The organism is Burkholderia sp. NLJ2 (assembly GCF_049487195.1).
Lineage (GTDB): Bacteria > Pseudomonadota > Gammaproteobacteria > Burkholderiales > Burkholderiaceae > Burkholderia > Burkholderia pyrrocinia.
On sequence record NZ_CP137808.1, the window covers coordinates 3,326,333 to 3,351,961 of the forward strand.

Genomic DNA, 25,629 nt, shown 5'->3' on the forward strand with positions numbered 1-25,629 from the left:
CCTCGCCATAACAGAACAGAAAACCGAACAGGACAACCGATGCGTTTCCCCCCGCTTTCCCGCCGCCGCGTACCGGCCGTCGCCGCGCTCGCCAGCCTCGCCTTTGCCCTCGCCGGCTGCGGCGGCGACGACGTCACATCCCCGCCTTCGTCGCAGACGCAGGCCCAGGCGCCCGTCGGCACGACGGCCACGCTCGCGCTGCTCGAGACGACCGACCTGCACACCAACGTGCTGTCGTATGACTATTTCAAGCTCGCCGCCGACAATTCGCTCGGCTTCGAGCGCGTGTCGACGCTGATCGCGCAGGCGCGCGCGCAGTACCCGAACACGCTGCTGCTCGACAACGGCGACACGATCCAGGGCACCGCGCTGTCGGACTACCAGGCGCTCGTGAAGCCGATCGGCTGCGACCAGACGCTCGCGATCTACAAGGTGATGAACGCCGCGAAATTCGACGGCGGCGGGATCGGCAACCACGAGTTCAACTACGGGCTGCCGTACCTGTCGCAGGTGACCGGCAACACGTTCGAGGTCGACGGCCTGCCCGCTCCGGCCCAGCAGAAGAAGTGCGCGGGCCCGAACTTCCCGCAAGTGCTCGCGAACGTGATCAGCGCGAAGACCAACGCGCCGCTGTTCACGCCGTACACGATCCTGACCCGCACGGTGACGGCGACGACGCCGGACGGCAAGACGGTCAGCGCGCCCGTGAAGATCGGCATCATCGGCTTCACGCCGCCCGCGATCATGAGCTGGGACAAGCGCTGGCTCGACGGCAAGGTCTACACGACCGGCCTGAAGGAAGCCGCCGAGAAGTACATTCCCGAGATGCGCGCGAAGGGCGCCGATCTCGTCGTCGCGATCTCGCACGGCGGCCTCGACAATTCCGCGTATACGCCGACGATGGAGAACGGCAGTTGGTGGCTGTCGACGGTAGCCGGCATCGACGCGATGCTGATCGGCCACTCGCACCAGGTGTTCCCGGACGCGAACAGCACCGTGTCGCAGTTCAACCTGCCGGGCGTCGACAAGGTCAAGGGCACGGTCAACGGCGTGCCGACCGTGATGGCCAACTACTGGGGCAAGCACCTCGGCGTGATCAAGCTCGGGCTGAAGTTCGACGGCAAGACGTGGAGCGTCGACAAGTCGCAGACGACCGTCGAGGCGCGGCCGATCCAGAACGCCGACAAGACCTACGTCGCGGCCGACCCGTCGGTGTCCGCGGCGATCGCCGCCGAGCACCAGGCGACGATCGACTACGTGAAGACGCCGATCGGCTCGACCGACTACCGGATGAACGCGTACTTCGCCGATGTCGGCGACCCGGGCGCGATCCAGATCGTCAACGAGGCGCAGGCCGACTACGTGAAGACCTACGTGCAGGCGAACCTGCCGCAATACGCGTCGCTGCCGGTGCTGTCGGTCAGCGCGCCGTTCAAGAGCGGCTTCGGCGGCGGCAACGACTACACCGACGTCGCGCCGGGCGCGCTCGCGATCAACAACGCGGCCGACCTGTACCTGTATCCGAACACCGTGTACGCGGTAAAGGTGAGCGGCGCCGACGTGAAGAACTGGCTCGAAACCGCCGCGAAGCGCTTCAACCGGATCGACCCGACGCAAGCAACCGTGCAGAAGCTCGTCAGCAGCTTCCCCGGCTACAACTTCGACATGTTCACGTCCGCCGATCTCGCATATGAAATCGACGTCACGCAGCCGGCCGGCAGCCGGATCAGGAACCTGACGTACAAGGGCGCGCCGATCGACCCGAATGCGCAGTTCATCGTCGCGACCAACAACTACCGCGCGAGCGGCGGCGGCAATTTCCCGGGCCTCGACGGCAGCAAGACGATCTTCGCGTCGCCCGACGCGAACCGCGACGTGCTGATCGCATTCATCAAGAAGCGCGGCGCGATCACGCGCGCAGCCGACGGCGCGCAGCGCAGCTGGCGCTTCACGAAGCTCGCGAGCTCGGTCGCGCACGTGCAGTTCGCGTCCGCGCCGAACCGTCTCGGCGATGCGGCGGCGGCCGGCCTGACCGGCATCACGCAGGTCGCGGCCGACGACGGCTCCGGCAAGAACCTCGCCACCTACGAGATCGACCTCACGCAATGAGACACGCGATGCAACCGATCCGGACGATGCGGCCGGCCGAAACCGGCTTCGCCGCCGCCGCGCGGCGCCTGCTGCGCGCGAAACTCCCGCCGGCCGCGCTGCTCGCGGCGGCGGCCGTGACCGTCGCGGCCGTGGTGGCTGCGACCGGCCTGCGCGGCGCGGGCCCCGCGCCGAGTGCCGCGCAACTCGACGAGTGGCAGGCGATGGTCACGCAGGCCACCGAGCCGCACGCACTCGCGCAACTGCGCACGCTCGCGCGGCGCGGGTCGGGCGCCGCGCAGGCGGCGCTCGGCATCGCGCTCGTCGACGCGCGCGAACCGGGGCTGCGCGACGAGGGGCGCGGCTGGCTGGAAACCGCCGCGCAGGCCGACGGCAAGGCCGACGCGCCGGCCGCGCGGCGCGCGCAGCTCGCGCTCGGCAAGGCGTTGCTGCTCGGCAGCGGCGACATCCCGAAGGACTACGCACGCGCACGCGTGCTGCTCGGCGAAGCGGCCGAGCAGGGTGATCCGGCCGCCGCGTATTACCTCGGGCTGATCTATCGCAGCGGCTACGGCATCGCCGCCGATCCGGTGCAGGCCGCGCACTGGTTCGACATCGCGTCGCGCGCCGACATCCCGGCCGCGGATTTCATGCTCGCGAACGCGTACCGCGACGGCAGCGGCGTGCCGCGCGACGAGGCGCGCGCGCTCGCGCTGTATCGCCGGGCCGCCGAACACGAGTTGCCGGAAGCCGTGCAGACGCTCGCGATGGCCTATCGCAACGGCGAACTGGGGCTCCGGCCCGACGCGGACGAATTCCACGCGCAGTGGATCGAGACCGCGCATGCGCTGAAGCACCCGGTCGTCGCGCCGTGATGCGCCCCTGCCGCCTGGCCGGGCGCCGTCGCGGCATCCCGTCAGGCGGCGCCGCTCTGCGCGGGTCGTTCCAGACGCATGTACGCGTCGGAGACGATCAGTCCGAAGACGATGTGATCGAGCGCGCTCACCCAGCCTCGCGCGTCGGCGAACCACGGGAACAACTGAGTCATGCCGTAGTAGTTGACGACGTACAGCAGCACGCCGAATACGGCCCCCGCCACGCTGACCATCCCGACGCTCGAATCCAGGCTGAAACACGCGATGATCACGGCGAGGATCAGCGCAAATACGATCGACAACGCGAAGTGCACGCCCAGCGCCGCCAGCAGCGTCCCCACTTCGACCGTGGTTGACGGCGGGAGCGCGTCGTCGCCGAAGTAGATGGCCGCGATCATGCGCAGCGGCGCCCACGCGTCGTGTCCGATGATTGCCGCCGCGACGACCTGGATGACGAGGAAAACCGCACCGGCCACGCACCCGCCGATCACGGCGGCTCGCCACACCGGAATGCGGCGCTCGTAATGGTGCGAATGCATGTGGAGTTGCATGGCCACCTCCTTGAAAACGGTCCGCCGCCGCGTCAGTGCCGGTGCGTATGCGACATACCCGAGCGCACCGCCGACCATGCCGACGCAAGCGAGTCCATCAGCCGGCGACAGGCGCGCGTCATCGGGTGCCCGACGGCGTCGGAGATCCGGGTCGTCTTGCGGTGAAAGCGCTCGAACAGACTGGACAGGCTCGAACACGAATGAAGCTTGTTCATCGCCATTTCCCTCGATGCAGCAACGACGAGGACGCGCTGGCACTCGCCGCGCGGGCAGCCGGACTGGATATATCGAACGTAGCCTCGCCGATCGGGAATATCAAGATGACGACCGCGCCGGTGCTATCACGACGCTGGGTTCCGCAAACGATAGCGGTGATGAGGTTGTGGTAATGCAGGACGCCAGGTGCAAGCGCTTGCGTTGCTGTGCGAGCCGAGTCGTCGTCCAGTCCCCGGCCTGATCGAACATCCCAACCAAATACAAGGCGGCCCTACGTCGGCATGAATTGTCACGCCTTCCGCTATTTTCTTGCCCGACTTCGTTCCCATACATGCCCGCGCCAGCCGCCAATTACCGAGGCCACAACCACGGACATAAACCAACCAGCAAAAAACAGGTTCGCGACTTGGGGGGGCATCGAATAGACTTCCTTTCCTGTGAAGAGCCAATACGCCAAACAAATATAAGCCTCCCCAACAAACAAGCGTGACTATGATCGCGCCAGCAATCGCCCCAATTACCGTTCTCAACAATTTCGGCCCATCGACGAAAATTCTGAGTATTGCGAGCAGAACTGTCTCGACGGCTCTTGATGAACGTGTTTCATATCAGTCTGAAAGCGAGCATGACAAACCAGTGCGCCGCGACAAGCCCTCCCGCCACCACTGCCCACTGTGTCCAGCGGCGCCGTTTCCCGGCAAAGAACACTGCTACAACACCAAATGCGATCGACGGCCCTAAAATAGCGGCAAGGAATACCACCCCATCCCAAAAACCAACTGCGCATGCCCCGATCTCCTTGCAACCGCTTGGAACATAAAGTTGCGGGAAACGCCAACAGATTTCGGCATCGGCAGCGGACCACCACCATAGACTAGCAAGCCCAAGCGCCGCAAAAGTTGCAGCAAATCCTATCCGCCTCATCGAACTTCCCAAAACAGGATACGCCTCGAGTTTCTCAAGTCCGACCAACCGAATGCATGCCCTGGTCTGAACGAATGTCGTCCTAGCAAGCGACCAGTTGTCGCGAATATATTGAATGGACTGCTTATCGTCAGTCGATTCCCATTCCACAGGTAAATGTGCCCTCCGCTAGCGTTTTCCGTAGCTTCTCCCTCACGCGCCCAGTAGCCGTCAAACATAATGATTCCGGTGCGGCCTTGACCCTCAGCTCCCAGTCCGGCCCAGTGACGTTTTCCGCCCTCCCCAGGCCCGCAAAAGGCTGCAGCCTCAACCATTCCCCGAGTTCGTTGGCGCGTAGCGGTTGCCTTACCGCTCAGCGGGATTCGTCCGATGCTCGACTGACCACCAAGCGGCTTGGCTTGCTCATCGCCTTTTCCCTCGATGGAGCAACGACGAGAATGGACTGGCGCGCTCCGGTTCGGTTCGCCTGCGTCGCTGCCGGGCGACCCGCCGAAACACGCAGCGTGCAGCCGGCAGGCGCCCGTGTGCAGCGGTGCCGGTTTCTGCAGACGAAAGCAGAACAAGGCCGTGATTAAGCAGGACGTGGGCTGCCAGCACTTGCGTGTCCATGTAAGCCGGGCCTAAAAACAAATGGCCGCGCCAGATGCGCGGCCATCACCGTCAATTTTACTGCCGGTGCATGGTCGCGCCGCAAGGACTCTCGCAGCGGCCAGGCGAACAGGCGGGAATGAACTCGATCTCGATCTGGTTACGCTGGCTCGGTAGAATGAGCGAATCGTTTCGCCAGATCTTTGTATCGATGTTAATTCGGTCCCGCGAAATTCCGAGACTCAAGAGATATTCCTCAACAGCTTCCGCTCGGCGACGCGCAACGGTAATCGCATCATGTTCGTTTTCGTCTGCGAACCCGTAAATTACGACAGGACCGTCTTTCGCCACACTATCACGGACGGTGATCAGCAGATTGGCAAGCTCGACTCGGTCGGTGTTCGAAATAGATGTAATACCGCGCTCAACCTTGCCACCATACTGCAACGCAAAACTACATGCGAAAGCCGTTCCAGAAAAACAGGACACAGCAACACTAATCGACACACAAAATATACCAAGCAATATTGTCCGCATTCCTGACTGCCATTTTCGGCTCTTCTTTCGCAAGGCGTCTACCGAGGAACTGTCCATACGTGTTCTTGTAGTCAAGTGATCCGAACGTATCGGCAAAGTGAGTGCACTCGTGGACAATCGTGAGTTGCATTGAGGCAAGTGTACCCGCGCTTCGGTCCGGTAGCTCACAGAACTTCGAATCAATCGAAATTGTATGTGTTGCCGTATCCGGGCCGCAGACATGTGCAACTTCGCCAGCCAAGTTTTTGGTGTTTGGAGTGCACCCTAATGCCCTGTCAAGCTCGGGATCGGAACGAACAAAGTTCCTTGCGGTTAGCCCATTCATTACCGTTGTAAGTGCCGCCAGTCCGCTCAACAGGGTTGCACGAGTTGTCTCGTCGGCTGTCCCGAACCATTCCCTAACTCTGGCTTGCGCTGGCGCCTTCCATGCAGATAGTTCATGATTTCGTTGAGCGATCACCTTTACAGCTTCGTCGCGCAGCGTTAAAACCCTCTTGCGAAATTCGGCGTCGGTCATGTTCTTGCAAATCGGCGGCCCGTTGAGCGCCAGGAACAATTCAACCTTCGAACCCGGCGTGGTGTTCGTCACGGCTGAGTCGTGAACAGTCACGTATTCGTAATCACTTTCAGACATTGTTGTTCTCGATAATGTCGATTCTCAGGTTCTCTGCACCGCTTGTTGTCACGCGCTGCGTATGGCCGGTCGCATCGGTGACGCCGCTGAACACCCGCCCGGACTCGATATATATGCGGTATCGCATGCGAGCCAACGGTCGACCGGTTTCCGCGTTGCGCAACACATATTGCTCGTCATGTTCGACGCTAGTTGCCGACGACGAGTGGAGTTCGCTTCGGCTACCTCCCATCAGCGCCGCCGGTTGCTCGGACTCAAAGGTCATCATCATGTTGCGTTCAGCATAAAAGATGGGTGGCGGATTGCATCCACAGACGTTGATATCGCCACTCAGTGCCCACTGCTGGCCGTTCGACCCCGTGCCTGGCCAGCGCGGGCCTTCCGGTGAGATAAACCCTTCCTGATTGCAGGCCGCGCAGTAGGTTTTCATGTAAAGCGTGGCGATATTCACGCTCGGCGGCGGGTCCGAACAGGTCACATCCTCGAGCCCTTCGGTAATCACCGCACTGCCGCCCCGGTCGCCTTTGGCGAGAAAATAGCGAATCATTCGGCGTCACCTCCGCGCGTCACAACCGAACGCATCACAACCGTGAAGGTGTCGACGGAGACGAGACCTTCACGCTCCGGGCTGTCCGTAATGATGTCGCCGTTATCCAGTTCGCTACCAACGAAAGCAAGCGGCTTGAAGTCGCGGTTATCCGCCAGCCCGAGCCCGCTGACGATCTGCGCAGTCGAACCATCTGCATAGTGGACCAGATCGCCTACGACACCGGCCTTGCCGATCCGAATGCCTGTATCCCACGTGCCGGTTGCTTCGCGCAGCACGCCACCCCGCACAGTCGTCGCTCCACGTACCGCCAGTCGATAGCGCTGCGGCGCGGGTGGCGGCACATAGGTGGAGTCAAACAAGCCGTCGACGGTTGCGCCTGCGGGCACTCGAATTCCCCCGGAGCGCTGAAGCGTTTCGATAATGCAGTCGCCGTTGCTCAATCGACTGCCCACGAGCGCAAAGGGCTGGCCGCGGTCAATCGCGTACTTGCCTGCGCCGTCCGTAATGACAGCCTCGCTGCCATCCTCATATGTCACGATATCGCCGACGCGGGCAACGGCAAGCCCTATGACCGTCAACCCGCTGCTGGCCTTGGTCACGCGCCCGCCCCGCTCCGTAAGCGCGCCAATGGTGGCGAAAAGATGGGTCGGTGCCTTCCGCTCGTTACTCATCGGGATCTCCTTTCTCGACAAATGGGTGAGGATTGCTCCACACGAAATTTGCGCAAACGAGAAAGGAGAATCAATCATACAAATTCGAAATCCTTATCAATAAGACTCGTTTGGGTATGTTTACGCACGAAAGGATGGCCCGGCTCAAGTGCCAACCAGCTCAACAGGGCGCTTGCGCTCACGTTCGACTTGACCGGCCCCAGCGCCCACGCGATCGGAACGAGGCCCCCTTTTCACAGCTCCGCGACATCCTGCGACGCCGCTGCCCTCCCCCGGCTTCCCGACGCGCCCCCGCCCCCTGTCGCTACAATAGCCACCATGAACGCCCCCACCTCCTCCGACACGCCCGATTCCGGCGACGCGCACATCGCGCGCAACCGGCTCGAGGCGCACCTGGACGCCGCGCCGCGTGCGTGGCCGCTCGATATCGTCGCCGCCACCGGCTCGACCAACGCCGACGTCGCGACGCGGCTCAAGGCGCTGCCGCGCAGTGCGACCGCGTTGCCCGCGCCGCTCGTGCGCGTTGCGTTCGAGCAGACGGCCGGCCGCGGCCGGCAGGGCCGCCCGTGGTTCGCGCAGCCCGGCAACGCGCTGCTGTGCTCGGTCGGCTGCATCGTGCCGCGCCCCGTCGACGCGCTCGGCGGCCTCAGCATCGCGATCGGTGTCGCGCTCGCCGAAGGGCTGGCCACGCTGCCGCTCGACGCCCGCACGCGCGTCGCGCTCAAATGGCCGAACGACCTGTTGCTGACGGCTACCGACGACGGCACCCCCCGCATCGTCGGCAAGCTCGGCGGGATCCTGATCGAAACCGTCTGGACCACCGCCGACGCGACCGCCGTCGTGATCGGCTTCGGCATCAACGTGCGCGGTGCGGAAGCCGTCGCCGCGCAGGTCGACGCGCTGCGCGCGCGCGACGCGACGCTCGCGAGCGGGCTGCCGCCGGCCGCGCTGTCGATCGCGTGCGCATCGGCCAACCTCACCGATACGCTCGCCGCGTCGCTGAACGCGCTCACACCCGCGCTCGCGCAGTTCGGCACCGATGGGCTCGCACCGTTCGTGCCGCGCTGGCACGCGCTGCACGCGTACGCGGGGCGCGAAGTCGTGCTGCTCGAACAGGGCGTCGAACGCGCGCGCGGCATCGCGACCGGCATCGATGCGACCGGTCAGTTGCTGCTCGACACGCCGAACGGCGTGCAGGCGATCGCGGCCGGCGACGTGTCGCTGCGCGAAGCGCAATGAGCGAGCCGCATCTGCTGATCGACGCCGGCAATAGCCGGATCAAGTGGGCGCTCGCCGACGCGCAGCGCACGCTCGTCGACACGGGCGCGTTCGGCCACACGCGCGACGGCGGCGCCGATCCCGACTGGTCGAACCTGCCGCGTCCGCGCGGCGCATGGATCTCGAACGTCGCGGGCGCCGACGTGGCCGCACGGATCGACGCGCTGCTCGACGTCCGCTGGCCGGGCCTCCCGCGCACGACGATACGCTCGCGACCGGCGCAATGCGGCGTGACGAACGGCTATACGACGCCCGCCCAGCTCGGCAGCGACCGCTGGGCCGGCCTGATCGGCGCACACGCGGCCTTTCCGGGCGAGCACCTGCTGATCGCGACGTTCGGCACCGCGACGACGCTCGAGGCGCTGCGCGCGGACGGCCGCTTTACGGGCGGGCTGATTGCGCCGGGTTGGGCGCTGATGATGCGCGCCCTCGGCACGCACACCGCGCAGTTGCCGACGCTGACCACCGACATCGCGAGCGGGCTGCTCGCAGGTGCGCAGGCCGAGCCGTTCCAGGTCGATACGCCGCGCTCGCTGTCGGCCGGTTGCCTGTATGCGCAGGCCGGGCTGATCGAACGCGCGTGGCGCGATCTTGCCGACGCGTGGCAGGCGCCTGTGCGACTCGTGCTGGCCGGCGGCGCGGCGGACGATGTCGCACGTGCACTGACGGTCCCGCATACGCGGCACGACGCGCTGATCCTGTCCGGGCTCGCGCTGATTGCCGCGGAAGCAACCGCGCAGGATTGACAGAAATTTGCCGGCTTCGCCGTCGCGGCGGGGGTCTCGACGAATGCCCATGCAGGGCTTCGTCGCAGTGACGGTGGGGATGCGCACCGCGGCGGCGATACACACGGCAGGCCGGCCGCGCTGCAAAGGTCACAGGTGCGTCGCCTGACTGTTGCGAACAGTCACGGAAACGACGAAAAGGCCGGTCATTCGGCCGATCCGAGTAACGACTGAACAACGAAAAGGAGTGTCGACGATGCTGCGCTGGCTGATCGCTGTTCTCTTTCTCGCCAACATGCTTGCGTTCGTGGTGGCGCGCGGTGTGTTCGGGCCGCTGCCGGCAGCCGGCCCGCGCGAACCGGGGGTGCTGTCGCGGCAGGTGCACCCCGACGCGCTGCGCGTGACGCCGCTGGCGCACGCAACCGACCAGCCCGTCGTCGGCGGCCCGATCGCGCCGCCGGCCGTCACGGACGCACCGCTCGCGGCGTCCGCGCCCTGACGGCGCCAGGCCCCGCTCAGGACTGCTGCGCGCGGACCTTCTTCAGCAACGCAGTGGTCGAGCGATCGTGCTCGAACGGAATCGCCAGCGCGCGGCCGCCCCAGCTGCGCACGAGCGCCGATTCCGGCAGCGCATCCATGTCGTAGTCGCCGCCCTTCACGAGGATGTCCGGACGGATGGCCTCGATCAGCGACACCGGCGTCTTTTCCTCGAACGTCACGACCCAATCGACGCTTTCCAGCGCCGCGAGCAACGCCGCGCGATCGTCCTCGCGGTTGATCGGCCGGTCGTCGCCCTTGCCGAGCATGCGCACCGACGCGTCGCAGTTCACACCGACGATCAGGCATGCGCCGAGCGCTTTCGCATCGGCGAGATACGTGACGTGGCCGCGATGCAGGATGTCGAATACGCCGTTGGTGAACACGACGGGCGACGGCAGCGACGCGCGCAGGGCGACAAGGGCGTCGCGGGTGATCAGCTTGCGTTCGAAGGTGGCGGACATGATGGAGATCGGACGGAATGAACGATGGCGCGCACGGCAAACTCGGCGGCAGGACGCGGCGGCGGCGCCAGATAAAAAGCCCGCCGGACCGGCCGGGCGGGCTTCATGCAACGGACGCGAAACGGCGCAACGCGGCCGGCGCGACTCCCGCCGGCTGCGGCGCCTGCCGGGCCTCAGGCCGGCTGCGCGGCCGACGACGGGCCGCTTTCGGCCTGCAGGCGGCCGGTGACTTCCTTGCGATAGCGGTTCAGTTCCTGCGCGGTCGCGAACGTGCGCTCGAACAGGATCGACAGGTTGTGCAGGATGCGCTCGACGACCTTCTTTTCCCACTCGCCGTCGAAACGGATCTGCTCGTCGAGCCAGCGCTCGAGCCATTCCGGATCCGGCAAGCGCGACTGCACGGTATCGCGCGGGAACAGCGCCTGGTTCACGTGCAGGTTGGTCGGGTGCAGCGGCTTCTCGGTGCGGCGCGCCGACGCCATCAGCACGCCGATCTTCGCGAACGCGGCACGCGCGACGTCGCCGCAGTTGTTCAGCGCCTTCTTCATGTAGCGCAGGTACGCGCCGCCATGGCGCGCTTCATCGCGCGAGATCGTTTCGTAGATCTGCTTGATGACGGGCTCGGTGTGCCAGTCGGCCGCGCAGCGATACCAGTGGTTCAGGCGGATCTCGCCGCAGAAGTGCAGCATCAGCGTTTCGAGCGGCGGCGCCGGGTCGAACTGGAAGCGCACCGCGTGCAGTTCCTCTTCGGTCGGCACCATTTCCGGCTTGAAGCGGCGCAGGTATTCCATCAGCACGAGCGAATGCTTCTGCTCCTCGAAGAACCACACGCTCATGAATGCGGAAAAATCGCTGTCGTGCTGGTTGTCGCGCAGGAACATTTCCGTCGCGGGCAGCGCCGACCATTCGGTGATCGCGTTCATCTTGATCGTCTTCGCCTGCTCGTCGGTGAGCAGCGAAGCGTCGAACTTGTCCCACGGAATGTCCTTCTCCATGTCCCAGCGGACAGCTTCGAGCGACCTGTAAAGTTCCGGATAAAGCATCGTGTTCATGATGGTCCCACCCCTGTTCTGCGCAATGCGACTTCTCTAAACGTGACTGTTGCCGCAAAGGCGCACCAAGCGCGCTTTTTGCAGCCAAGACTGTAATTTTACGCGTGAAACCGACCGACCGGACGCTGATTCCGCGTCCGGCAGCCGAGCGGCCGCGCCGCCGCCGTTGGGCACGCCGCAGCCACGCTCCGTCCGAACGGAACCGGCCGCGCTTGCCTGAGTTGGGGGCCGGCGCTGGCCGGCTCGTTGGCGAGCCCGTCCCCTGCCCCAGGCGGGCTCCCGTAAGGGTTCCCGTGCGGATGCCGGATCGGCGGGCTGCTCGATGTGGTGTATACGGCGGCGGCCATGATATCACGCGTGTATGACGCTTCCGAGACGCCTGCCCGGTCGCGTCCCGCCAATCCCAGTGCGGCGATCGGTCGCGCCCGACCGTCGCGAAAACGCAACCTCGCGCCATCCGCGCGCATCAGACCCGTATTTCGCCCGTCGCGAGGCCGTCTTCCGGCGGCGTGCCGGCTGCAGGCGCGCTGCCGCCGTCCGCCCGCGCGATCCAGTCGGCGAGCGTGTCGCGCTGTGCCCGCCCGTCGCCGTAGCCGAGTTCGATCAGTTCGCGCGTGAACGCCTCCTCGAACAGCAGGTAGCTCGCGAACGACGCGCCGGCCGGCTGGCTGCCGCCGACCGCACCGAGCAGCCCGCGCATCGCCGCCGGCATCTGCTTCAGGTGCTTCGCGGCGATCAGCTCGATGCGCTCCGACGGCGCGATCGCGAGCACGTCGACGTGCCGCCAGCCGCTATCGACCTCGACCTGGTGCGGCAGGTGCTCGATCATCCGGTTGATGTGCTCGATCCGTTCGATGTCCGAGCCGATCGAGTCGAGGAACACGCTCGCCAGCACCTGCTGGCCGATCTGCGCGAGCGTCGGGTAGCCGCGCACCAGCCCGGCGCCGTTCGCGGCCGGAATCTCGGGCCGCGGGTCGGCCGCGCCGACGACGACGATCCGGTCCGCGCCGAAGTGGATCGCCGGCGACAGCGGCGCGATCTGCCGGATCGACCCGTCGCCGAAGTATTCGATCTGCCCGTCGAGCACGAGCGGCACGGCCGGGAATACGAACGGAATCGCCGACGACGCGAGCAGGTGCGACGCCGACAGGTCGACGAGCCGCGCGGTGCGCTGCGCGCGCCGCCACGCCTGGATCGGCTCGGCCGCCTGGTAGAACGTGAGGTGCCGGCCGCTCGAATAGCTGAGCGCCGTCACCGCGAGCGCGTGCAGCAGCCGCGCCTCGAGCATCTGCTCGATCCGGTGGAAACTCAGTTCGCGCTGCAGCAGGTGCGCAAGCGGCGTGTTGTCGAGCAGCCCGCGCGGCGAACGGCGCGCCGCCCAGCCGAACGTCATCGCCGCGAGCCAGCGCGCGCCGGCGGCCGCGATGCCGAGCCAGTCGGTGCGGTACACGTAGTCGGGGCGCAGGGGCTCCCAGAATTCGAGCAGGCGCCGCACGCCGTGGGAAAAATCGTCCGCGTGGCTCGCGATCGACGTCGCGTTGATCGCGCCGGCCGACGAGCCGCACACGACCGCGAACGGCAGCGTGTGCCGGTTCGGATCGGCCTCGCGCGCGATCTCGGCCAGCGCCTTCAACACGCCGACCTGATAGGCGGCACGTGCGCCGCCTCCCATCAGAACAAGCGCGAGCCGCATGATCGACCTGCTAGCTGTGCCGCGTCACGTCGAACGCTTCGGCGGACGGGTTTCGGGCGACGAAGCGGCCGCCGCGCTCGCCGCGGCCGAACCGGCCGGCTTCGCGCGCTTCGCGGCGGGCTTGCGCGGCGTGGCTGCCGCCCGTGCCGGCTTCGCGGCCCGCTCCGGCGGGGCGGCCGCGTCCGGCGGCACGTCGCCCGGCGCCGCGGGCTGCATGCCCGGCTGCGCCATCGCGAGGCTCGCGAGCTGGTTGAACTGCGTCTGCAGCAGGTTCCACCAGCCGGCCGGGTCGAATGCCTGCTGTGCGGCGTCGCCTGCCGGCGGCGCATCCGCACCGTCCGCCGCCGGTGCCGCATCGCCCGGCGACGCCGACGCGGCTTTCGCCGCCTGCGCCGCCGCGACGGCCGCGTCCTCGGCCGCCGACATCGAGCTTTGCGCGAACGCGCCGAACGCCCGCAGCGTCGCAAGCGTCGCGCGCTGCACCTCGAGCGCCTGGATCGCGGACTGCAGCATCCCGAGATTGAGCTTCAGCCACTGCTCGACCGCGCGAAGATCGGTGATCCGCTTGTCGAGTTCCTCGACGCTCGTGAGCGGCGCCATCATGTCGGACATGCTCGACAGCGACGGCGGCAGCCCTTGCGTGGCGCCCGGAAACGACGTCATCCCGCCGCCGAACGGCGACATCCGCATCATGTCCCACATCCGGTCCATCATGTCGGCGGGCTTGAAGCCGGCAAAGCCGGCGAAAGGGTTGGCGCCGGAGGCATCGGTCGTCATACGGGCATCCTGGTTGACTGGGGGAGCGAGGCGGCCGCCATGCGTCGCGCAGCCGCGCGTGGTTCGATCATAGCGCGCGTCAGAACGGCGCGCCGCCGGGGAAGTCGGGCGGGCGCCGCTCGCGCAGCGAGCGGATGCCTTCCTGCACGTCGGGCCCCGAGAAGCCCATGAATTCGAGCGCGAGCGACGTGTCGAAGGTCGGCCCGGCCGTGCGCAGCCAGTTGTTCAGCGCGTACTTGGTCCAGCGGATCGCCGACTGCGAACCGTGCGCGAGCCGCTCGGCCACTTCGTACGCCTTCGGCAGCAGGTCGGCGGGCTCGACCGCGAGCGATACCAGCCCGATCCGCTCGGCCTCCGCGCCGCTCACGGGCTCGCACAGCAGCAGGTGGTACTTCGCCTTCGCCATCCCGCACAGCAGCGGCCACACGATCGCCGCGTGGTCGCCGGCCGCGACGCCGAGCCGCGTATGGCCGTCGATGATGCGCGCATCCTTCGCGGCGATCGAGATGTCGGCGAGCAGCCCGGCGACGAGCCCCGCGCCGACGGCCGGGCCGTGCATCGCCGACACGATCGGCTTGCTGCAGTTGATCACGTTGTAGACGAGGTCGCGCGCCTCGCGCCACACGCGGGCGCGCACGTCGAAGTCGTTCGCCATGTCCTCGACGAGCGCGAGGTCACCGCCCGCCGAAAAGCCCTTGCCTTCGCCGCGGATCACCGCGACGCGCGTGTCGGGATCGCGGTCGACGTCGCGCCAGATGTCGGCGAGCTCGCGATGCATGCGCGCGTTCGCGGTCGCGAGGCCGCTGCGGTTCGCACCCTCGCCGCTCATCACGATGTCGAGCACGCCGTGGTCGCGGCGCGTCACCTTCAGTGCTTCGTAACCGCCGTACGCGGCGAGATCGGCCATGTGTCGCTCCTTGCCAGGCTCTTGAATCGAGTGTAGCCAAGCCCGCGCGGGCAAACATCAGGCGAAACCCGGCGCGCGGGCCGGGGCCGGGTTTCGCGCGGGCGTTGCGTGCCCTGCGCGACTTACGCCGCGCCGTCGGGCGGCGCGACCGATTGCTCGATCGCGCCGAAGATCGACTTGCCGGCCGCATCGAACATCTCGATGCGCACGGTGTCGCCGTAACGCATGAATTCGGTCTGCGGCGCGCCGTGCTCGATCGTCTCGAGGCAGCGCTTCTCGGCGATGCAGCAGTAGCCGCGCTTCGCGTCCTTGTTCGACACGGTGCCCGAACCGACGATCGAACCGGCGCGCAGGTTGCGCGTCTTCGCCGCATGCGCGACCAACTGGCCGAAGTGGAACACCATGTCGGTGCCCGCATCGGGCTGGCCGACCTTCTTGCCGTTCCAGTGGACGATCATCGGCCGGTGCACGCGGCCGTCGCGCCATTCGTCGCCGAGTTCGTCGGGCGTCACGGCGACCGGCGCGAACGCGGTGGCCGGCTTGCTCTGGAAGAAGCCGAAGCCCTTCGCGAGCTCGGCCGGAATCAGGTTGCGCAGCGACACGTCGTTCACGAGCGTGACGAGCCGCACGGCCTTCAGCGCGTCATCGGGCGATACGCTCATCGGCACGTCGCCGGTGATCACCGCGACTTCCGCCTCGAAATCGATGCCCCATTCCTCGGACGGGCACACGACGTCGTCGCGGGGCCCCAGGAAATCGTCGCTGCCGCCCTGGTACATCAGCGGATCGGTCCAGAACTCGGGCGGCATCTCCGCGCCGCGCGCGCGGCGCACGAGCTCGACGTGGTTCACGTACGCGGAGCCGTCCGCCCACTGGAACGCGCGCGGCAGCGGCGCCATGCAGTTGGCCGGATCGAACGCGAACGCGTTGCGCGCGCGTCCCTGGTTCAGCGCGTCGTACAGGTCGCGCAGTTGCGGCGCGTAGAACGCCCAGTCGTCGAGGACGCGCTGCAGCGTCGGCGCGATCGCATCGGCGATCGCCGCGGTGTGCAGGTCGCGCGACACGACGATCAGCTGGCCGTCGCGCGTGCCGTCCTTCAGCGAAGCAAGTTTCATAAGGGGAATCTGCCGTTGTAGTGACGATGGAGGGAATCTATTTTACGATGGTGAATCCATGCGGCGCGCCACGATCGCGCACGCCGTTTTCGCCCCGATCCTTGCCGCATTTTCGCGCACCCGTTGCCCATGCCCGCCAGCCCGCTTCCCGACGACGATCTCGCCGACTCCGACACCGACGACGCCGCTTCCGGCGAGCACGGCGAGAAGGTCCGTTCCGGCATCCAGTCGATCGAGGTCGGCTTCCGCCTGCTCGACGTGCTGACGAGCGAGCCGCGCGCGATGATGCTGCGCGACCTCGCGCAGCGCGCGGGCATGAGTCCTGCGAAGGCGCACCGCTATCTGGTCAGCTTCTCGCGGCTCGGCGTCGTGTCGCAGGATCCCGTGTCGGGCCGCTACGAGCTCGGCGGCTTCGCGCTGCAGATGGGGCTCGCGCGGCTCGCGCGCGTCGACGGCGTGAAGCTCGCGCGGATCGCGCTGACCGAGTTCCGCGACCGCCTCGACCAGACGGTCGGCATCGCTGTGTGGGGCAACCAGGGGCCGACGATCGTGCACTGGATGGAATCGAGCCATCCGGCGAAGGCGTCGCTGAAGCTCGGCGACGTGATGCCGCTGCTCGGCTCCGCGACGGGGCTGCTGTTCGCCGCGTACCTGCCGCGCAGCAAGACCGCCGCGATGCTCGAGCGCGAACTCGCCGATACGCGCCGCTCGCCGCATCACGGCGGCCCGCGCTCGCTGGACGAAGTCGACGCGGTGCTCGCCGACGTGCGCGAGCACGAAGCCGCGCGCGTCGAAGGGATGCTGCTGCCGACGATCCACGCGTTCTGCATGCCCGTGTTCGACGCGGTCGGCGAACTCGCGCTCGCGATCGTCGCGCTCGGCCAGGAGGGCTCGTTCGACATCGCGTGGGGCGGCGAGATCGACACCGCGCTGCGCGCGTGCGCGCAGAAACTGTCTTACGAACTCGGCTATAGTCCCGACGCACGCGACGCCTGACGCGCGCGAGACACCCGGTACACGCCGCGCACCGCGAACGCGCGGTGCATCCGACGGTCCGATTCCTGTGGCGCGCGCGGCGCGCCCGACGTCACGCGACCACCCCGACCCCGTTCCGATGCCCATGCAGCCTGCCGACATCCGCCCGCGTCACGCCCTGCCCCGCCGCTGGCTGCGCGTGGGCGTCGCGCTCGTCGTCGTGCTGGTGCTGCACGCGCTCGCCGCGATCTGGCTGATGCGCAATCGCGAATCGTTCACGCCGCCCGCGCCCGCCGAGGTCCCCGTGCAGATCGAGCTGCTGAAGCCGCAACCGATCGAGCGCCAGCCTGCGCCGCCCGCGCCGAAGCAGGTCGAACCTCCGGCCGCCACCGCGCCGGCCGCACCCAGGGCCGCGGCACCGAAGCCCGCACCGCCACCCGAGCCGGTCCTCACGTCGACGCAGACGGCCGAGCACGGCGAGCCGCCGCCGGCCGCTGCGTCCGCGGCGAGCGGCGTACCGGGTGCATCGGGCGCATCGGGCGCGCACGCCGCATCGGCCGCCGGCGCCAGCAGCGCCGCGACGCCGGGCCCCGCGACCAACGGCGTGAAGTTCGCCGCGCCACCGTCCGGCGACCTGCAGTACGACACGTTCTACAACGGGATGCAGAACATGATCGGCACGATCCACTGGCGCACCGACGGGCGCACCTACGACCTGTCGGTATCGATGCCCGTGCCGTTCGTCGGCCCGTTCACCTATCGCAGCGAGGGCCGCATCGACGCGTTCGGCGTCGCGCCCGAGCGTTACGTCGAGAAGCGCGGCAAGCGGCCGGAAGACATCGCGATCTTCAATCGCGAGATCCGTCAGGTCGTGTTCACGCGCACGCCGAACAACGCGCTGCTGCCCGACGGCGTGCAGGATCGCTTCAGCATGCTGATGCAGTTGTCGGGGCTCGTGCGCGGCAACCCGTCCGCCTACAAGCCGGGCGTCACGCAGCAGTTCTTCGTGATCGACAACAACAGCGGCGAGACCTGGCCGATCACGGTGATCGGCGACGAGCAGGTGCAGACGCAGGCCGGCATCATCGACGCGCGGCACTTCATGCGCCTGCCGCGCCGCGACGGCGACACGCGCCGCATCGACATGTGGCTCGCGCCGTCGCTCGGCTGGCTGCCCGCGCGGCTCGTGCAGAGCGAACCGAACGGCGCGCAGATCGAGCTGCTGTGGCACGGCCGGCTCGCGGTGCCCGCCACGCCGTCCGATGCCGCGCCGGCAGGCGGCGCAACGAACGCGCCCGCCGGCGCATCGACGCCCGATGCTTCGGTCGCGCCGTCCGCGGAACCGGCGCAACCTGCGCCGCCCGCAGCCGTGCAACCACCCGCGCAACCGGCTGCACCGCCGGCGGCGTCGCCTGTCACACAGTGAACGCGCAGGGATCGGCAATTTCGACCGATTACAGATTTCCGTGAAATGGCCGATGACACTCTTTAACAACTATTTCAGTACACCGGCAGACAATAAGAAACGTTTCATAGACATCGGCTTCTAACCGATACACCCCACGCAACGGGAACGGGGTGTGCAGCGCAAGCCCCTTGAAACCGGCAAGGCTCGCCCCACCTAGGGGACAACAAGGCCAGATGCCACTGCGAAGAGGAGTGCCGCCATGCAAATGATCTACAACAGCCCCAACTACTGCGTCGTCGAATTTGCGCCGCAGGCCGGCCATCATCTGATGAATGCCGGCGGATACGAAATCGTCGACAAGAATGCGCAGCGCGAGATCTTCATCGACGGCGAACTTGCCGAACGCTTCCGCGCGCACGTGAAACAGCTGATCGAGGATGAACCGTCGCTCGACGAAGTCGACGAATTCCTCGGGCAATTCGACAGCCTGATGATGATGCCCGTCGTGCTGCACTGACGACCCGCGGCCCGGCGCCTCGTGCGGCCGGGCCATTCGCCGCGCACCGACGCGGCGCCCGCGAGCACTCCGATCATGCCCCCGTCCGGTTCGCCGGCGGGGGCTTTCATTTGGCCGCCCGGCCGGCGCGGCGCGAGGCCGGGCGGCGGTCAGGCGCACCGGCTACAATGACGGTTTTCCCGTCTTCGCCGGTCCTCCGCCCATGTCTGCGACTCCTCTCGCCGCTTCCGTCCCGCTCGACGCGCCCTACACGCGCGGCGCCGCACTGCCCGCGCTGCTGAAATCGCGCATCCTGATCCTCGACGGCGCGATGGGCACGATGATCCAGCGCTACAAGCTCGACGAAGCCGCGTATCGCGGCGAGCGCTTCAAGGATTTCCCGCGCGACATCAAGGGCAACAACGAACTGCTGTCGCTCACGCAGCCGCAGATCATCCGCGAGATCCACGACCAGTACTTCGCGGCCGGCGCCGACATCGTCGAAACCAACACGTTCGGCGCGACGACGGTCGCGCAGGCCGACTACGGGATGGAAGATCTCGTCGTCGAGATGAACATCGAATCGGCGAAGCTCGCGCGCGAATCGGCCGCGAAATACGCGACGCCGGACAAACCGCGCTTCGTCGCGGGCGCGATCGGGCCGACGCCGAAGACGGCGAGCATCTCGCCGGACGTCAACGATCCGGGCGCGCGCAACGTCACGTTCGACGAGCTGCGCGATGCGTACTACCAGCAGGCGAAGGCGCTGCTCGACGGCGGCGTCGACCTGTTCCTCGTCGAGACGATCTTCGACACGCTGAACGCGAAAGCCGCGCTGTTCGCGCTCGACGAGCTGTTCGAAGACACCGGCGAGCGCCTGCCGATCATGATCTCGGGCACCGTCACCGACGCGTCCGGCCGGATCCTGTCGGGCCAGACGGTCGAGGCATTCTGGAATTCGCTGCGCCACGCGAAGCCGCTCACGTTCGGCCTGAACTGCGCGCTCGGCGCGGCGCTGATGCGCCCGTACATCGCCGAGCTCGCGAAGCTGTGCGACACCTACGTGTCGTGCTACCCGAACGCGGGCCTGCCGAACCCGATGAGCGACACCGGCTTCGACGAAACGCCGGACGTCACGTCGGGCCTGCTGAAGGAATTCGCGCAGGCCGGGCTCGTGAACCTCGCGGGCGGCTGCTGCGGCACGACGCCCGAGCACATCGCCGAGATCGCGAAGGCGCTCGCCGACGTGAAGCCGCGCCGCTGGCCGAACCAGTACAGCGACAACGCCTGACCCGACCGCCCCACGCCCTTCATTACACGAATTCGCACCGCCATGACCGATCACATGATGCGCCTTGCCGGCCTCGAGCCGTTCAACGTCACGTCCGGAACGCTCTTCATCAACGTCGGTGAACGCACCAACGTCACCGGCTCGAAGGCGTTCGCGCGGATGATCCTCAACGGCCAGTTCGACGAGGCGCTCGCCGTCGCGCGCCAGCAGGTCGAGAACGGCGCGCAGGTGATCGACATCAACATGGACGAGGCGATGCTCGATTCGAAGGCGGCGATGGTGCGCTTCCTGAACCTGATCGCGTCGGAGCCGGACATCGCGCGCGTGCCGATCATGATCGACTCGTCGAAGTGGGACGTGATCGAGGCCGGCCTCAAGTGCGTGCAGGGCAAGGCGATCGTGAACTCGATCTCGCTGAAGGAAGGCGAGGAAGCGTTCCGCCACCACGCGAACCTGATCCGCCGCTACGGCGCGGCAGCCGTCGTGATGGCGTTCGACGAGACGGGCCAGGCCGATACCTACGAGCGCAAGACCGAGATCTGCAAGCGCTCGTACGACTTCCTCGTGAACGAAGTCGGCTTCCCGCCGGAAGACATCATCTTCGACCCGAACATCTTCGCGGTCGCGACCGGTATCGAGGAGCACAACAACTACGCGGTCGACTTCATCGAGGCGACCCGCTGGATCAAGCAGAACCTGCCGTACGCGAAGGTGAGCGGCGGCGTGTCGAACGTGTCGTTCTCGTTCCGCGGCAACGACCCGGTGCGCGAGGCGATCCACACCGTGTTCCTGTACCACGCGATCCAGGCCGGGATGGACATGGGCATCGTGAACGCCGGCCAGCTCGGCGTGTATGCCGACCTCGACGCCGAGTTGCGCGAGCGCGTCGAGGACGTGATCCTGAACCGCCGCGCGGATTCGACCGACCGGCTCCTCGAGATCGCCGACAAGTTCAAGGCCGGCGGCGCGAAGAAGGAAGAGAACCTCGAGTGGCGCAACCAGCCGGTCGAGAAACGGCTCTCGCATGCGCTCGTGCACGGCATCACGACCTTCATCGTCGAGGACACCGAAGAAGTGCGCGCGAAGATCGACGCGGCGGGCGGTCGCCCGATCAACGTGATCGAAGGCCCGTTGATGGACGGGATGAACATCGTCGGCGACCTGTTCGGCCAGGGCAAGATGTTCCTGCCGCAGGTCGTGAAATCGGCGCGCGTGATGAAGCAGGCGGTGGCGCACCTGATCCCGTTCATCGAGGAAGAGAAGCGCCTCCTCGCGGAAGCGGGCGGCGACGTGCGCGCGAAGGGCAAGATCGTCATCGCGACCGTGAAGGGCGACGTGCATGACATCGGCAAGAACATCGTGTCGGTCGTGCTCCAGTGCAACAACTTCGAAGTGGTCAACATGGGCGTGATGGTCCCGTGCAACGAGATCCTCGCGAAGGCGAAGGTCGAGGGCGCGGACATCATCGGGCTGTCGGGCCTCATCACGCCGAGCCTCGAGGAAATGGCCTACGTCGCGTCCGAAATGCAGCGCGACGACTATTTCCGCGTGAAGAAGATCCCGCTGCTGATCGGCGGCGCGACGACGTCGCGCGTGCACACGGCCGTGAAGATCGCGCCGCACTACGAGGGCCCGGTCGTCTACGTGCCCGACGCGTCGCGTTCGGTGTCGGTCGCGTCGAGCCTGCTGTCCGACGAAGGCGCGACGAAGTACCTCGACGAACTGAAGTCCGACTACGAACGCATCCGCGACCAGCACGCGAACCGCAAGGCGCAGCCGATGGTCACGCTCGCCGCAGCCCGCGCGAACAGGACGAAGGTCGACTGGGCCGGCTACACGCCCGTGAAGCCGAAGTTCATCGGCCGCCGCGTGTTCAAGAACTACGACCTGAACGAGCTCGCGAACTACATCGACTGGGGCCCGTTCTTCCAGACATGGGACCTCGCGGGCCCGTACCCGGCGATCCTGAACGACGAGATCGTCGGCGAATCGGCGCGGCGCGTGTTCTCCGACGCGAAATCGATGCTCGCGCGCCTGATCCAGGGCCGCTGGCTAAGCGCGAACGGCGTGATCGCGCTGCTGCCGGCGAACACCGTCAACGACGACGACATCGAGATCTACAGCGACGAGTCGCGCTCGGAAGTGCTGCTCACGTGGCGCAACCTGCGCCAGCAGAGCGTGCGCCCGGTGGTCGACGGCGTGATGCGGCCGAACCGCTCGCTCGCCGACTTCATCGCGCCGAAGGAATCGGGCGTCGCCGACTACATCGGGATGTTCGCGGTGACGGCCGGCCTCGGCGTCGACGTGAAGGAAAAGCAGTTCGAAGCCGACCACGACGACTACAGCGCGATCATGCTGAAGGCGCTCGCCGACCGCTTCGCGGAAGCGTTCGCGGAAGCGATGCACGCGCGCGTGCGACGCGAGCTGTGGGGTTACGCAAGCGGCGAGACGCTCGACAACGACGCGCTGATCGCCGAAAAGTACGCGGGCATCCGCCCGGCGCCCGGCTACCCGGCCTGCCCCGACCACCTCGTGAAGCGCGACATGTTCGACGTGCTGCATGCGGACGAGATCGGCATGAGCGTGACCGAATCGCTGGCGATGCTGCCGGCCGCGAGCGTGTCGGGCTTCTACCTCGCGCATCCGGACAGCCGCTATTTCTCGGTCGGTAAAATCGGGCAGGATCAGCTCGAGGACTACGCGCGGCGCATGGCGCTGTCGCTCGACGACGCGCGCCGCGCGCTCGCGCCGCAGCTCTGATCGAAGCGAACGGGTGGCCGACCGCCCGTTTGGTCAGACAAAAAGAAAAAGCCCGCTCGGAAGCGGGCTTTTTCTTGCCATACTCAAGCTTTCTTGCTGCCGGGCAAGGAAGCTCAGAAGCCCCAGTGCACGTCGGCTTCGCCGGCTTTCGCCTCGCGCAGCATCGTAAGGAACGGCGCGACGCGCTGGGCCAGGCTCGGCGGCACTTCGTGGTGCGCGTGGTCGGCTTCGTCCTCATGGAAATGGCCGGCGTGCTCGGCGCGCTCCTGCTTCGCCTGCGCAACCGCGCCTTCCAGCTTCGCGATCGCGTGGTCCAGCTCGTCGTGCGTAATCACACCGCGCTCGCCCAGTTGCTTGCCGACGAGGCCCAGCACATACACGGCGAAATCCTTCAGCACGTCGAGATCCTGTGCCGCCTTGCTCTTGAACGTAATCATGACAATTCCCTTTTCATCTTGTTGTGCCTGCGCGGCGCGGTTGGGGAACGCCGGCAGACCGGCGTCCGGCCTCGCGGACGCGGGCCGCCTGAGCGGCATATTAGCACCTGTTAAAATTCTGCGATCCCTGAAACGCGCGCTTAAAAAGCGCGCCGGCGGGCCGGCGTTTCCGGCCGCCACCAACGAAGCCTTCTACCAGCATGCTGCCAGCACACAAACAGACCCTCGAAGCCCTGCTCGCGGATAGCGTCAAGCAGGTCGCACACGCACTGAAAGGCGCCGACGCGGCAAACGCCGACGTAGCGTTCGTCGCCCCGGCCATCACGCTGGAGCGCCCGAAGGTCGCCGCGCACGGCGACGTCGCGTGCAACGTCGCGATGCAGCTCGCCAAGCCGCTCGGCGCGAACCCGCGCCAGCTCGCCGAGCAGATCGTCGCCGCGCTCACCGCGCAGCCGGCCGCGCAAGGGCTCGTCGAAGCCGCCGAGATCGCCGGCCCCGGCTTCATCAACCTGCGCCTGTCGGCCGCCGCGAAGCAGGCGGTGATCGCCGCCGTGTTCGACCAGGGCCGCGCGTTCGGCACGTCGGATCGCGAGAAAGGCAAGCAGGTGTTGCTCGAATTCGTGTCGGCGAACCCGACCGGCCCGCTGCACGTCGGCCACGGCCGCCAGGCCGCGCTCGGCGACGTGCTCGCGAACGTGATCGCGAGCCAGGGCTACGCGGTGCACCGCGAGTTCTACTACAACGACGCGGGCGTGCAGATCGGCAACCTCGCGATCTCGACGCAGGCGCGCGCGCGCGGCCTGAAGCCGGGCGACGCGGGCTGGCCGGAAGCCGCGTACAACGGCGAATACATCGCCGACATCGCACGCGACTACCTGAACGGCGAAACGGTCGCCGCGTCGGACGGCGAACCCGTCAAGGGCACGGGCGACGTCGAGGATCTCGACGCGATCCGCAAGTTCGCGGTCACGTACCTGCGTCGCGAGCAGGACATGGACCTGCAGGCGTTCGGCGTGAAGTTCGACCAGTACTATCTCGAATCGTCGCTGTACAGCGAAGGCCGCGTCGAGAAGACGGTCGACGCGCTGGTCAAGGCCGGCATGACCTACGAGCAGGACGGCGCGCTGTGGCTGCGCACGACCGACGAAGGCGACGACAAGGATCGCGTGATGCGCAAGTCGGACGGCACGTACACGTACTTCGTGCCGGACGTCGCATATCACGTGGCGAAGTGGGAACGCGGCTTCACGAAGGTGATCAACATCCAGGGCTCGGATCACCACGGCACGATCGCACGCGTGCGCGCAGGCCTGCAGGGGCTGCACGTCGGGATCCCGAAGGGCTATCCCGACTACGTGCTGCACAAGATGGTCACCGTGATGCGCGACGGCCAGGAAGTGAAGCTGTCGAAGCGCGCGGGCAGCTACGTGACGGTCCGTGACCTGATCGAATGGTCGGGCGGCGCGGCGCCGGGCCAGGAAGCGGCACCCGACCTGATCGACGAGGCGACCATCACACGCGGCCGCGACGCGGTCCGATTCTTCCTGATCTCCCGCAAGGCCGACACCGAATTCGTGTTCGACATCGACCTCGCGCTGAAACAGAACGATGAGAACCCGGTCTATTACGTCCAGTACGCGCATGCGCGGATCTGCTCGGTGCTCAACGAACTGAAGTCGCGCTACAACGTCGACGCCGCGCAGCTGCCGGGCGCCGACCTGTCGCAGCTCACGAGCCCGCAGGCCACGTCGCTGATGCAGAAGCTCGCCGAGTATCCGGACATGCTCACGCACGCGGCGAACGAGCTGGCGCCGCACGCGGTCGCGTTCTACCTGCGCGATCTCGCTGGTGAATTCCACTCGTTCTACAATGCGGAGCGCGTGCTGGTCGACGACGAAGCGCCGCGCAATGCGCGCGCCGCGCTCCTCGCCGCGACCCGGCAGGTGCTCGAGAACGGTCTGGCGGTGCTCGGCGTGTCCGCGCCCGCCAAGATGTAAGGACGCAAGCGGCCCGAACCGGGCAGCGAATGGCCGCGGCAGCGCCCGCCACGGGAGCGCCCGCCGCGGCCTTTTCACGATTC

25 protein-coding genes are annotated in these 25,629 nt (G+C 66.9%); 11 read left to right on the top strand and 14 right to left on the bottom strand.

Annotation, left to right across the window (positions count from 1 at the left end):
• The first annotated feature begins 39 nt into the window (after positions 1–39).
• Positions 40–2,109, top strand: a complete 2,070-nt coding sequence (locus R9B84_RS15315) for a bifunctional 2',3'-cyclic-nucleotide 2'-phosphodiesterase/3'-nucleotidase (protein ID WP_423758576.1) — start codon at positions 40–42, stop codon at positions 2,107–2,109.
• Between the two features lie 8 nt (positions 2,110–2,117).
• A complete protein-coding gene (locus R9B84_RS15320) occupies positions 2,118–2,963 on the top strand; it encodes a tetratricopeptide repeat protein (protein WP_423758577.1) in 846 nt (281 codons plus the stop codon).
• A 41-nt stretch (positions 2,964–3,004) separates the two neighbouring features.
• Here R9B84_RS15320 and R9B84_RS15325 read toward each other — a convergent pair whose 3' ends face one another.
• The 7 genes from R9B84_RS15325 to R9B84_RS15355 form a co-directional block, all read right to left on the bottom strand.
• Entirely contained in the window at positions 3,005–3,514 is a 510-nt protein-coding gene (locus R9B84_RS15325; protein ID WP_423758578.1) for a hypothetical protein, read from the bottom strand.
• 32 nt (positions 3,515–3,546) lie between these two features.
• Positions 3,547–3,729, bottom strand: coding sequence for a hypothetical protein (locus R9B84_RS15330; protein WP_047899137.1), 183 nt, complete (start codon positions 3,727–3,729; stop codon positions 3,547–3,549).
• A 921-nt stretch (positions 3,730–4,650) separates the two neighbouring features.
• Positions 4,651–4,968 carry a T6SS effector amidase Tae4 family protein gene (locus tag R9B84_RS15335; RefSeq protein WP_423758579.1) on the bottom strand — a complete coding sequence of 106 codons (318 nt, stop codon included), beginning with the start codon at positions 4,966–4,968 and terminating at the stop codon, positions 4,651–4,653.
• 352 nt (positions 4,969–5,320) lie between these two features.
• Positions 5,321–5,731 (bottom strand): OmpA family protein, encoded by a 411-nt coding sequence (locus R9B84_RS15340; RefSeq protein WP_423758580.1) that lies wholly within the window; start codon positions 5,729–5,731, stop codon positions 5,321–5,323.
• A gap of 7 nt (positions 5,732–5,738) precedes the next feature.
• Positions 5,739–6,413, bottom strand: coding sequence for a M35 family metallo-endopeptidase (locus R9B84_RS15345; RefSeq protein WP_423758581.1), 675 nt, complete (start codon positions 6,411–6,413; stop codon positions 5,739–5,741).
• Entirely contained in the window at positions 6,406–6,960 is a 555-nt protein-coding gene (locus R9B84_RS15350; RefSeq protein WP_423758582.1) for a hypothetical protein, read from the bottom strand. Before R9B84_RS15350 ends, R9B84_RS15345 begins: the two co-directional genes overlap by 8 nt.
• The gene (locus tag R9B84_RS15355) at positions 6,957–7,712 is read right to left on the bottom strand and encodes a PAAR domain-containing protein (RefSeq protein ID WP_423758583.1); all 756 of its coding nucleotides are present in this window, start codon (positions 7,710–7,712) and stop codon (positions 6,957–6,959) included. The genes R9B84_RS15350 and R9B84_RS15355 overlap by 4 nt, the downstream gene beginning before the upstream one ends.
• Before the next feature lie 240 nt (positions 7,713–7,952).
• Between R9B84_RS15355 and R9B84_RS15360 the strand changes: the two genes are divergently transcribed.
• From R9B84_RS15360 to R9B84_RS15370, 3 genes are all read left to right on the top strand, one after another.
• The gene (locus R9B84_RS15360) at positions 7,953–8,873 is read left to right on the top strand and encodes a biotin--[acetyl-CoA-carboxylase] ligase (RefSeq protein WP_423758584.1); all 921 of its coding nucleotides are present in this window, start codon (positions 7,953–7,955) and stop codon (positions 8,871–8,873) included.
• The gene (locus R9B84_RS15365; RefSeq protein WP_423758585.1) at positions 8,870–9,658 is read left to right on the top strand and encodes a type III pantothenate kinase; all 789 of its coding nucleotides are present in this window, start codon (positions 8,870–8,872) and stop codon (positions 9,656–9,658) included. Before R9B84_RS15360 ends, R9B84_RS15365 begins: the two co-directional genes overlap by 4 nt.
• Before the next feature lie 235 nt (positions 9,659–9,893).
• The gene (locus R9B84_RS15370) at positions 9,894–10,136 is read left to right on the top strand and encodes a hypothetical protein (protein ID WP_423760010.1); all 243 of its coding nucleotides are present in this window, start codon (positions 9,894–9,896) and stop codon (positions 10,134–10,136) included.
• Between the two features lie 16 nt (positions 10,137–10,152).
• On the opposite strand, the gene rfaE2 is transcribed toward R9B84_RS15370, so the two are convergent.
• The 6 genes from rfaE2 to R9B84_RS15400 all read right to left on the bottom strand — a co-directional run bounded on the left by rfaE2 (position 10,153) and on the right by R9B84_RS15400 (position 16,182).
• On the bottom strand, positions 10,153–10,638 hold the full coding sequence (gene rfaE2 / locus R9B84_RS15375) for a D-glycero-beta-D-manno-heptose 1-phosphate adenylyltransferase (RefSeq protein ID WP_423758586.1): 486 nt from the start codon (positions 10,636–10,638) through the stop codon (positions 10,153–10,155).
• Between the two features lie 173 nt (positions 10,639–10,811).
• Positions 10,812–11,690: a diiron oxygenase gene (locus R9B84_RS15380; RefSeq protein ID WP_011353352.1), complete on the bottom strand. Its 879-nt coding sequence runs from the start codon at positions 11,688–11,690 to the stop codon at positions 10,812–10,814.
• Between the two features lie 466 nt (positions 11,691–12,156).
• Complete coding sequence (locus R9B84_RS15385; protein ID WP_423758587.1) at positions 12,157–13,383, bottom strand: patatin-like phospholipase family protein; 1,227 nt, start codon at positions 13,381–13,383, stop codon at positions 12,157–12,159.
• Between the two features lie 24 nt (positions 13,384–13,407).
• Positions 13,408–14,160, bottom strand: coding sequence for a PhaM family polyhydroxyalkanoate granule multifunctional regulatory protein (locus R9B84_RS15390; RefSeq protein ID WP_423758588.1), 753 nt, complete (start codon positions 14,158–14,160; stop codon positions 13,408–13,410).
• 79 nt (positions 14,161–14,239) lie between these two features.
• Positions 14,240–15,067, bottom strand: a complete 828-nt coding sequence (locus R9B84_RS15395) for an enoyl-CoA hydratase/isomerase family protein (protein ID WP_423758589.1) — start codon at positions 15,065–15,067, stop codon at positions 14,240–14,242.
• A gap of 122 nt (positions 15,068–15,189) precedes the next feature.
• A complete protein-coding gene (locus tag R9B84_RS15400) occupies positions 15,190–16,182 on the bottom strand; it encodes a fumarylacetoacetate hydrolase family protein (protein ID WP_423758590.1) in 993 nt (330 codons plus the stop codon).
• Between the two features lie 129 nt (positions 16,183–16,311).
• Between R9B84_RS15400 and R9B84_RS15405 the strand changes: the two genes are divergently transcribed.
• The 5 genes from R9B84_RS15405 to metH all read left to right on the top strand — a co-directional run bounded on the left by R9B84_RS15405 (position 16,312) and on the right by metH (position 23,112).
• Positions 16,312–17,178: an IclR family transcriptional regulator gene (locus R9B84_RS15405; RefSeq protein ID WP_423758591.1), complete on the top strand. Its 867-nt coding sequence runs from the start codon at positions 16,312–16,314 to the stop codon at positions 17,176–17,178.
• Positions 17,179–17,296: 118 nt separating this feature from the next.
• Positions 17,297–18,583 carry a DUF3108 domain-containing protein gene (locus R9B84_RS15410; RefSeq protein WP_423758592.1) on the top strand — a complete coding sequence of 429 codons (1,287 nt, stop codon included), beginning with the start codon at positions 17,297–17,299 and terminating at the stop codon, positions 18,581–18,583.
• A 241-nt stretch (positions 18,584–18,824) separates the two neighbouring features.
• Entirely contained in the window at positions 18,825–19,082 is a 258-nt protein-coding gene (locus R9B84_RS15415) for a BTH_I0359 family protein (protein WP_006477667.1), read from the top strand.
• Between the two features lie 202 nt (positions 19,083–19,284).
• Entirely contained in the window at positions 19,285–20,352 is a 1,068-nt protein-coding gene (locus R9B84_RS15420) for a homocysteine S-methyltransferase family protein (protein ID WP_423758593.1), read from the top strand.
• 42 nt (positions 20,353–20,394) lie between these two features.
• Complete coding sequence (metH, locus tag R9B84_RS15425) at positions 20,395–23,112, top strand: methionine synthase (protein ID WP_423758594.1); 2,718 nt, start codon at positions 20,395–20,397, stop codon at positions 23,110–23,112.
• 113 nt (positions 23,113–23,225) lie between these two features.
• Here the strand turns inward: metH and R9B84_RS15430 are convergent, their stop codons facing one another.
• A complete protein-coding gene (locus tag R9B84_RS15430; RefSeq protein ID WP_011353361.1) occupies positions 23,226–23,549 on the bottom strand; it encodes a DUF1840 domain-containing protein in 324 nt (107 codons plus the stop codon).
• 200 nt (positions 23,550–23,749) lie between these two features.
• Here R9B84_RS15430 and argS point away from each other — a divergent pair, with 200 nt between their 5' ends.
• Positions 23,750–25,546, top strand: a complete 1,797-nt coding sequence (gene argS, locus R9B84_RS15435) for an arginine--tRNA ligase (protein WP_423758595.1) — start codon at positions 23,750–23,752, stop codon at positions 25,544–25,546.
• Positions 25,547–25,629: the final 83 nt, after the last annotated feature.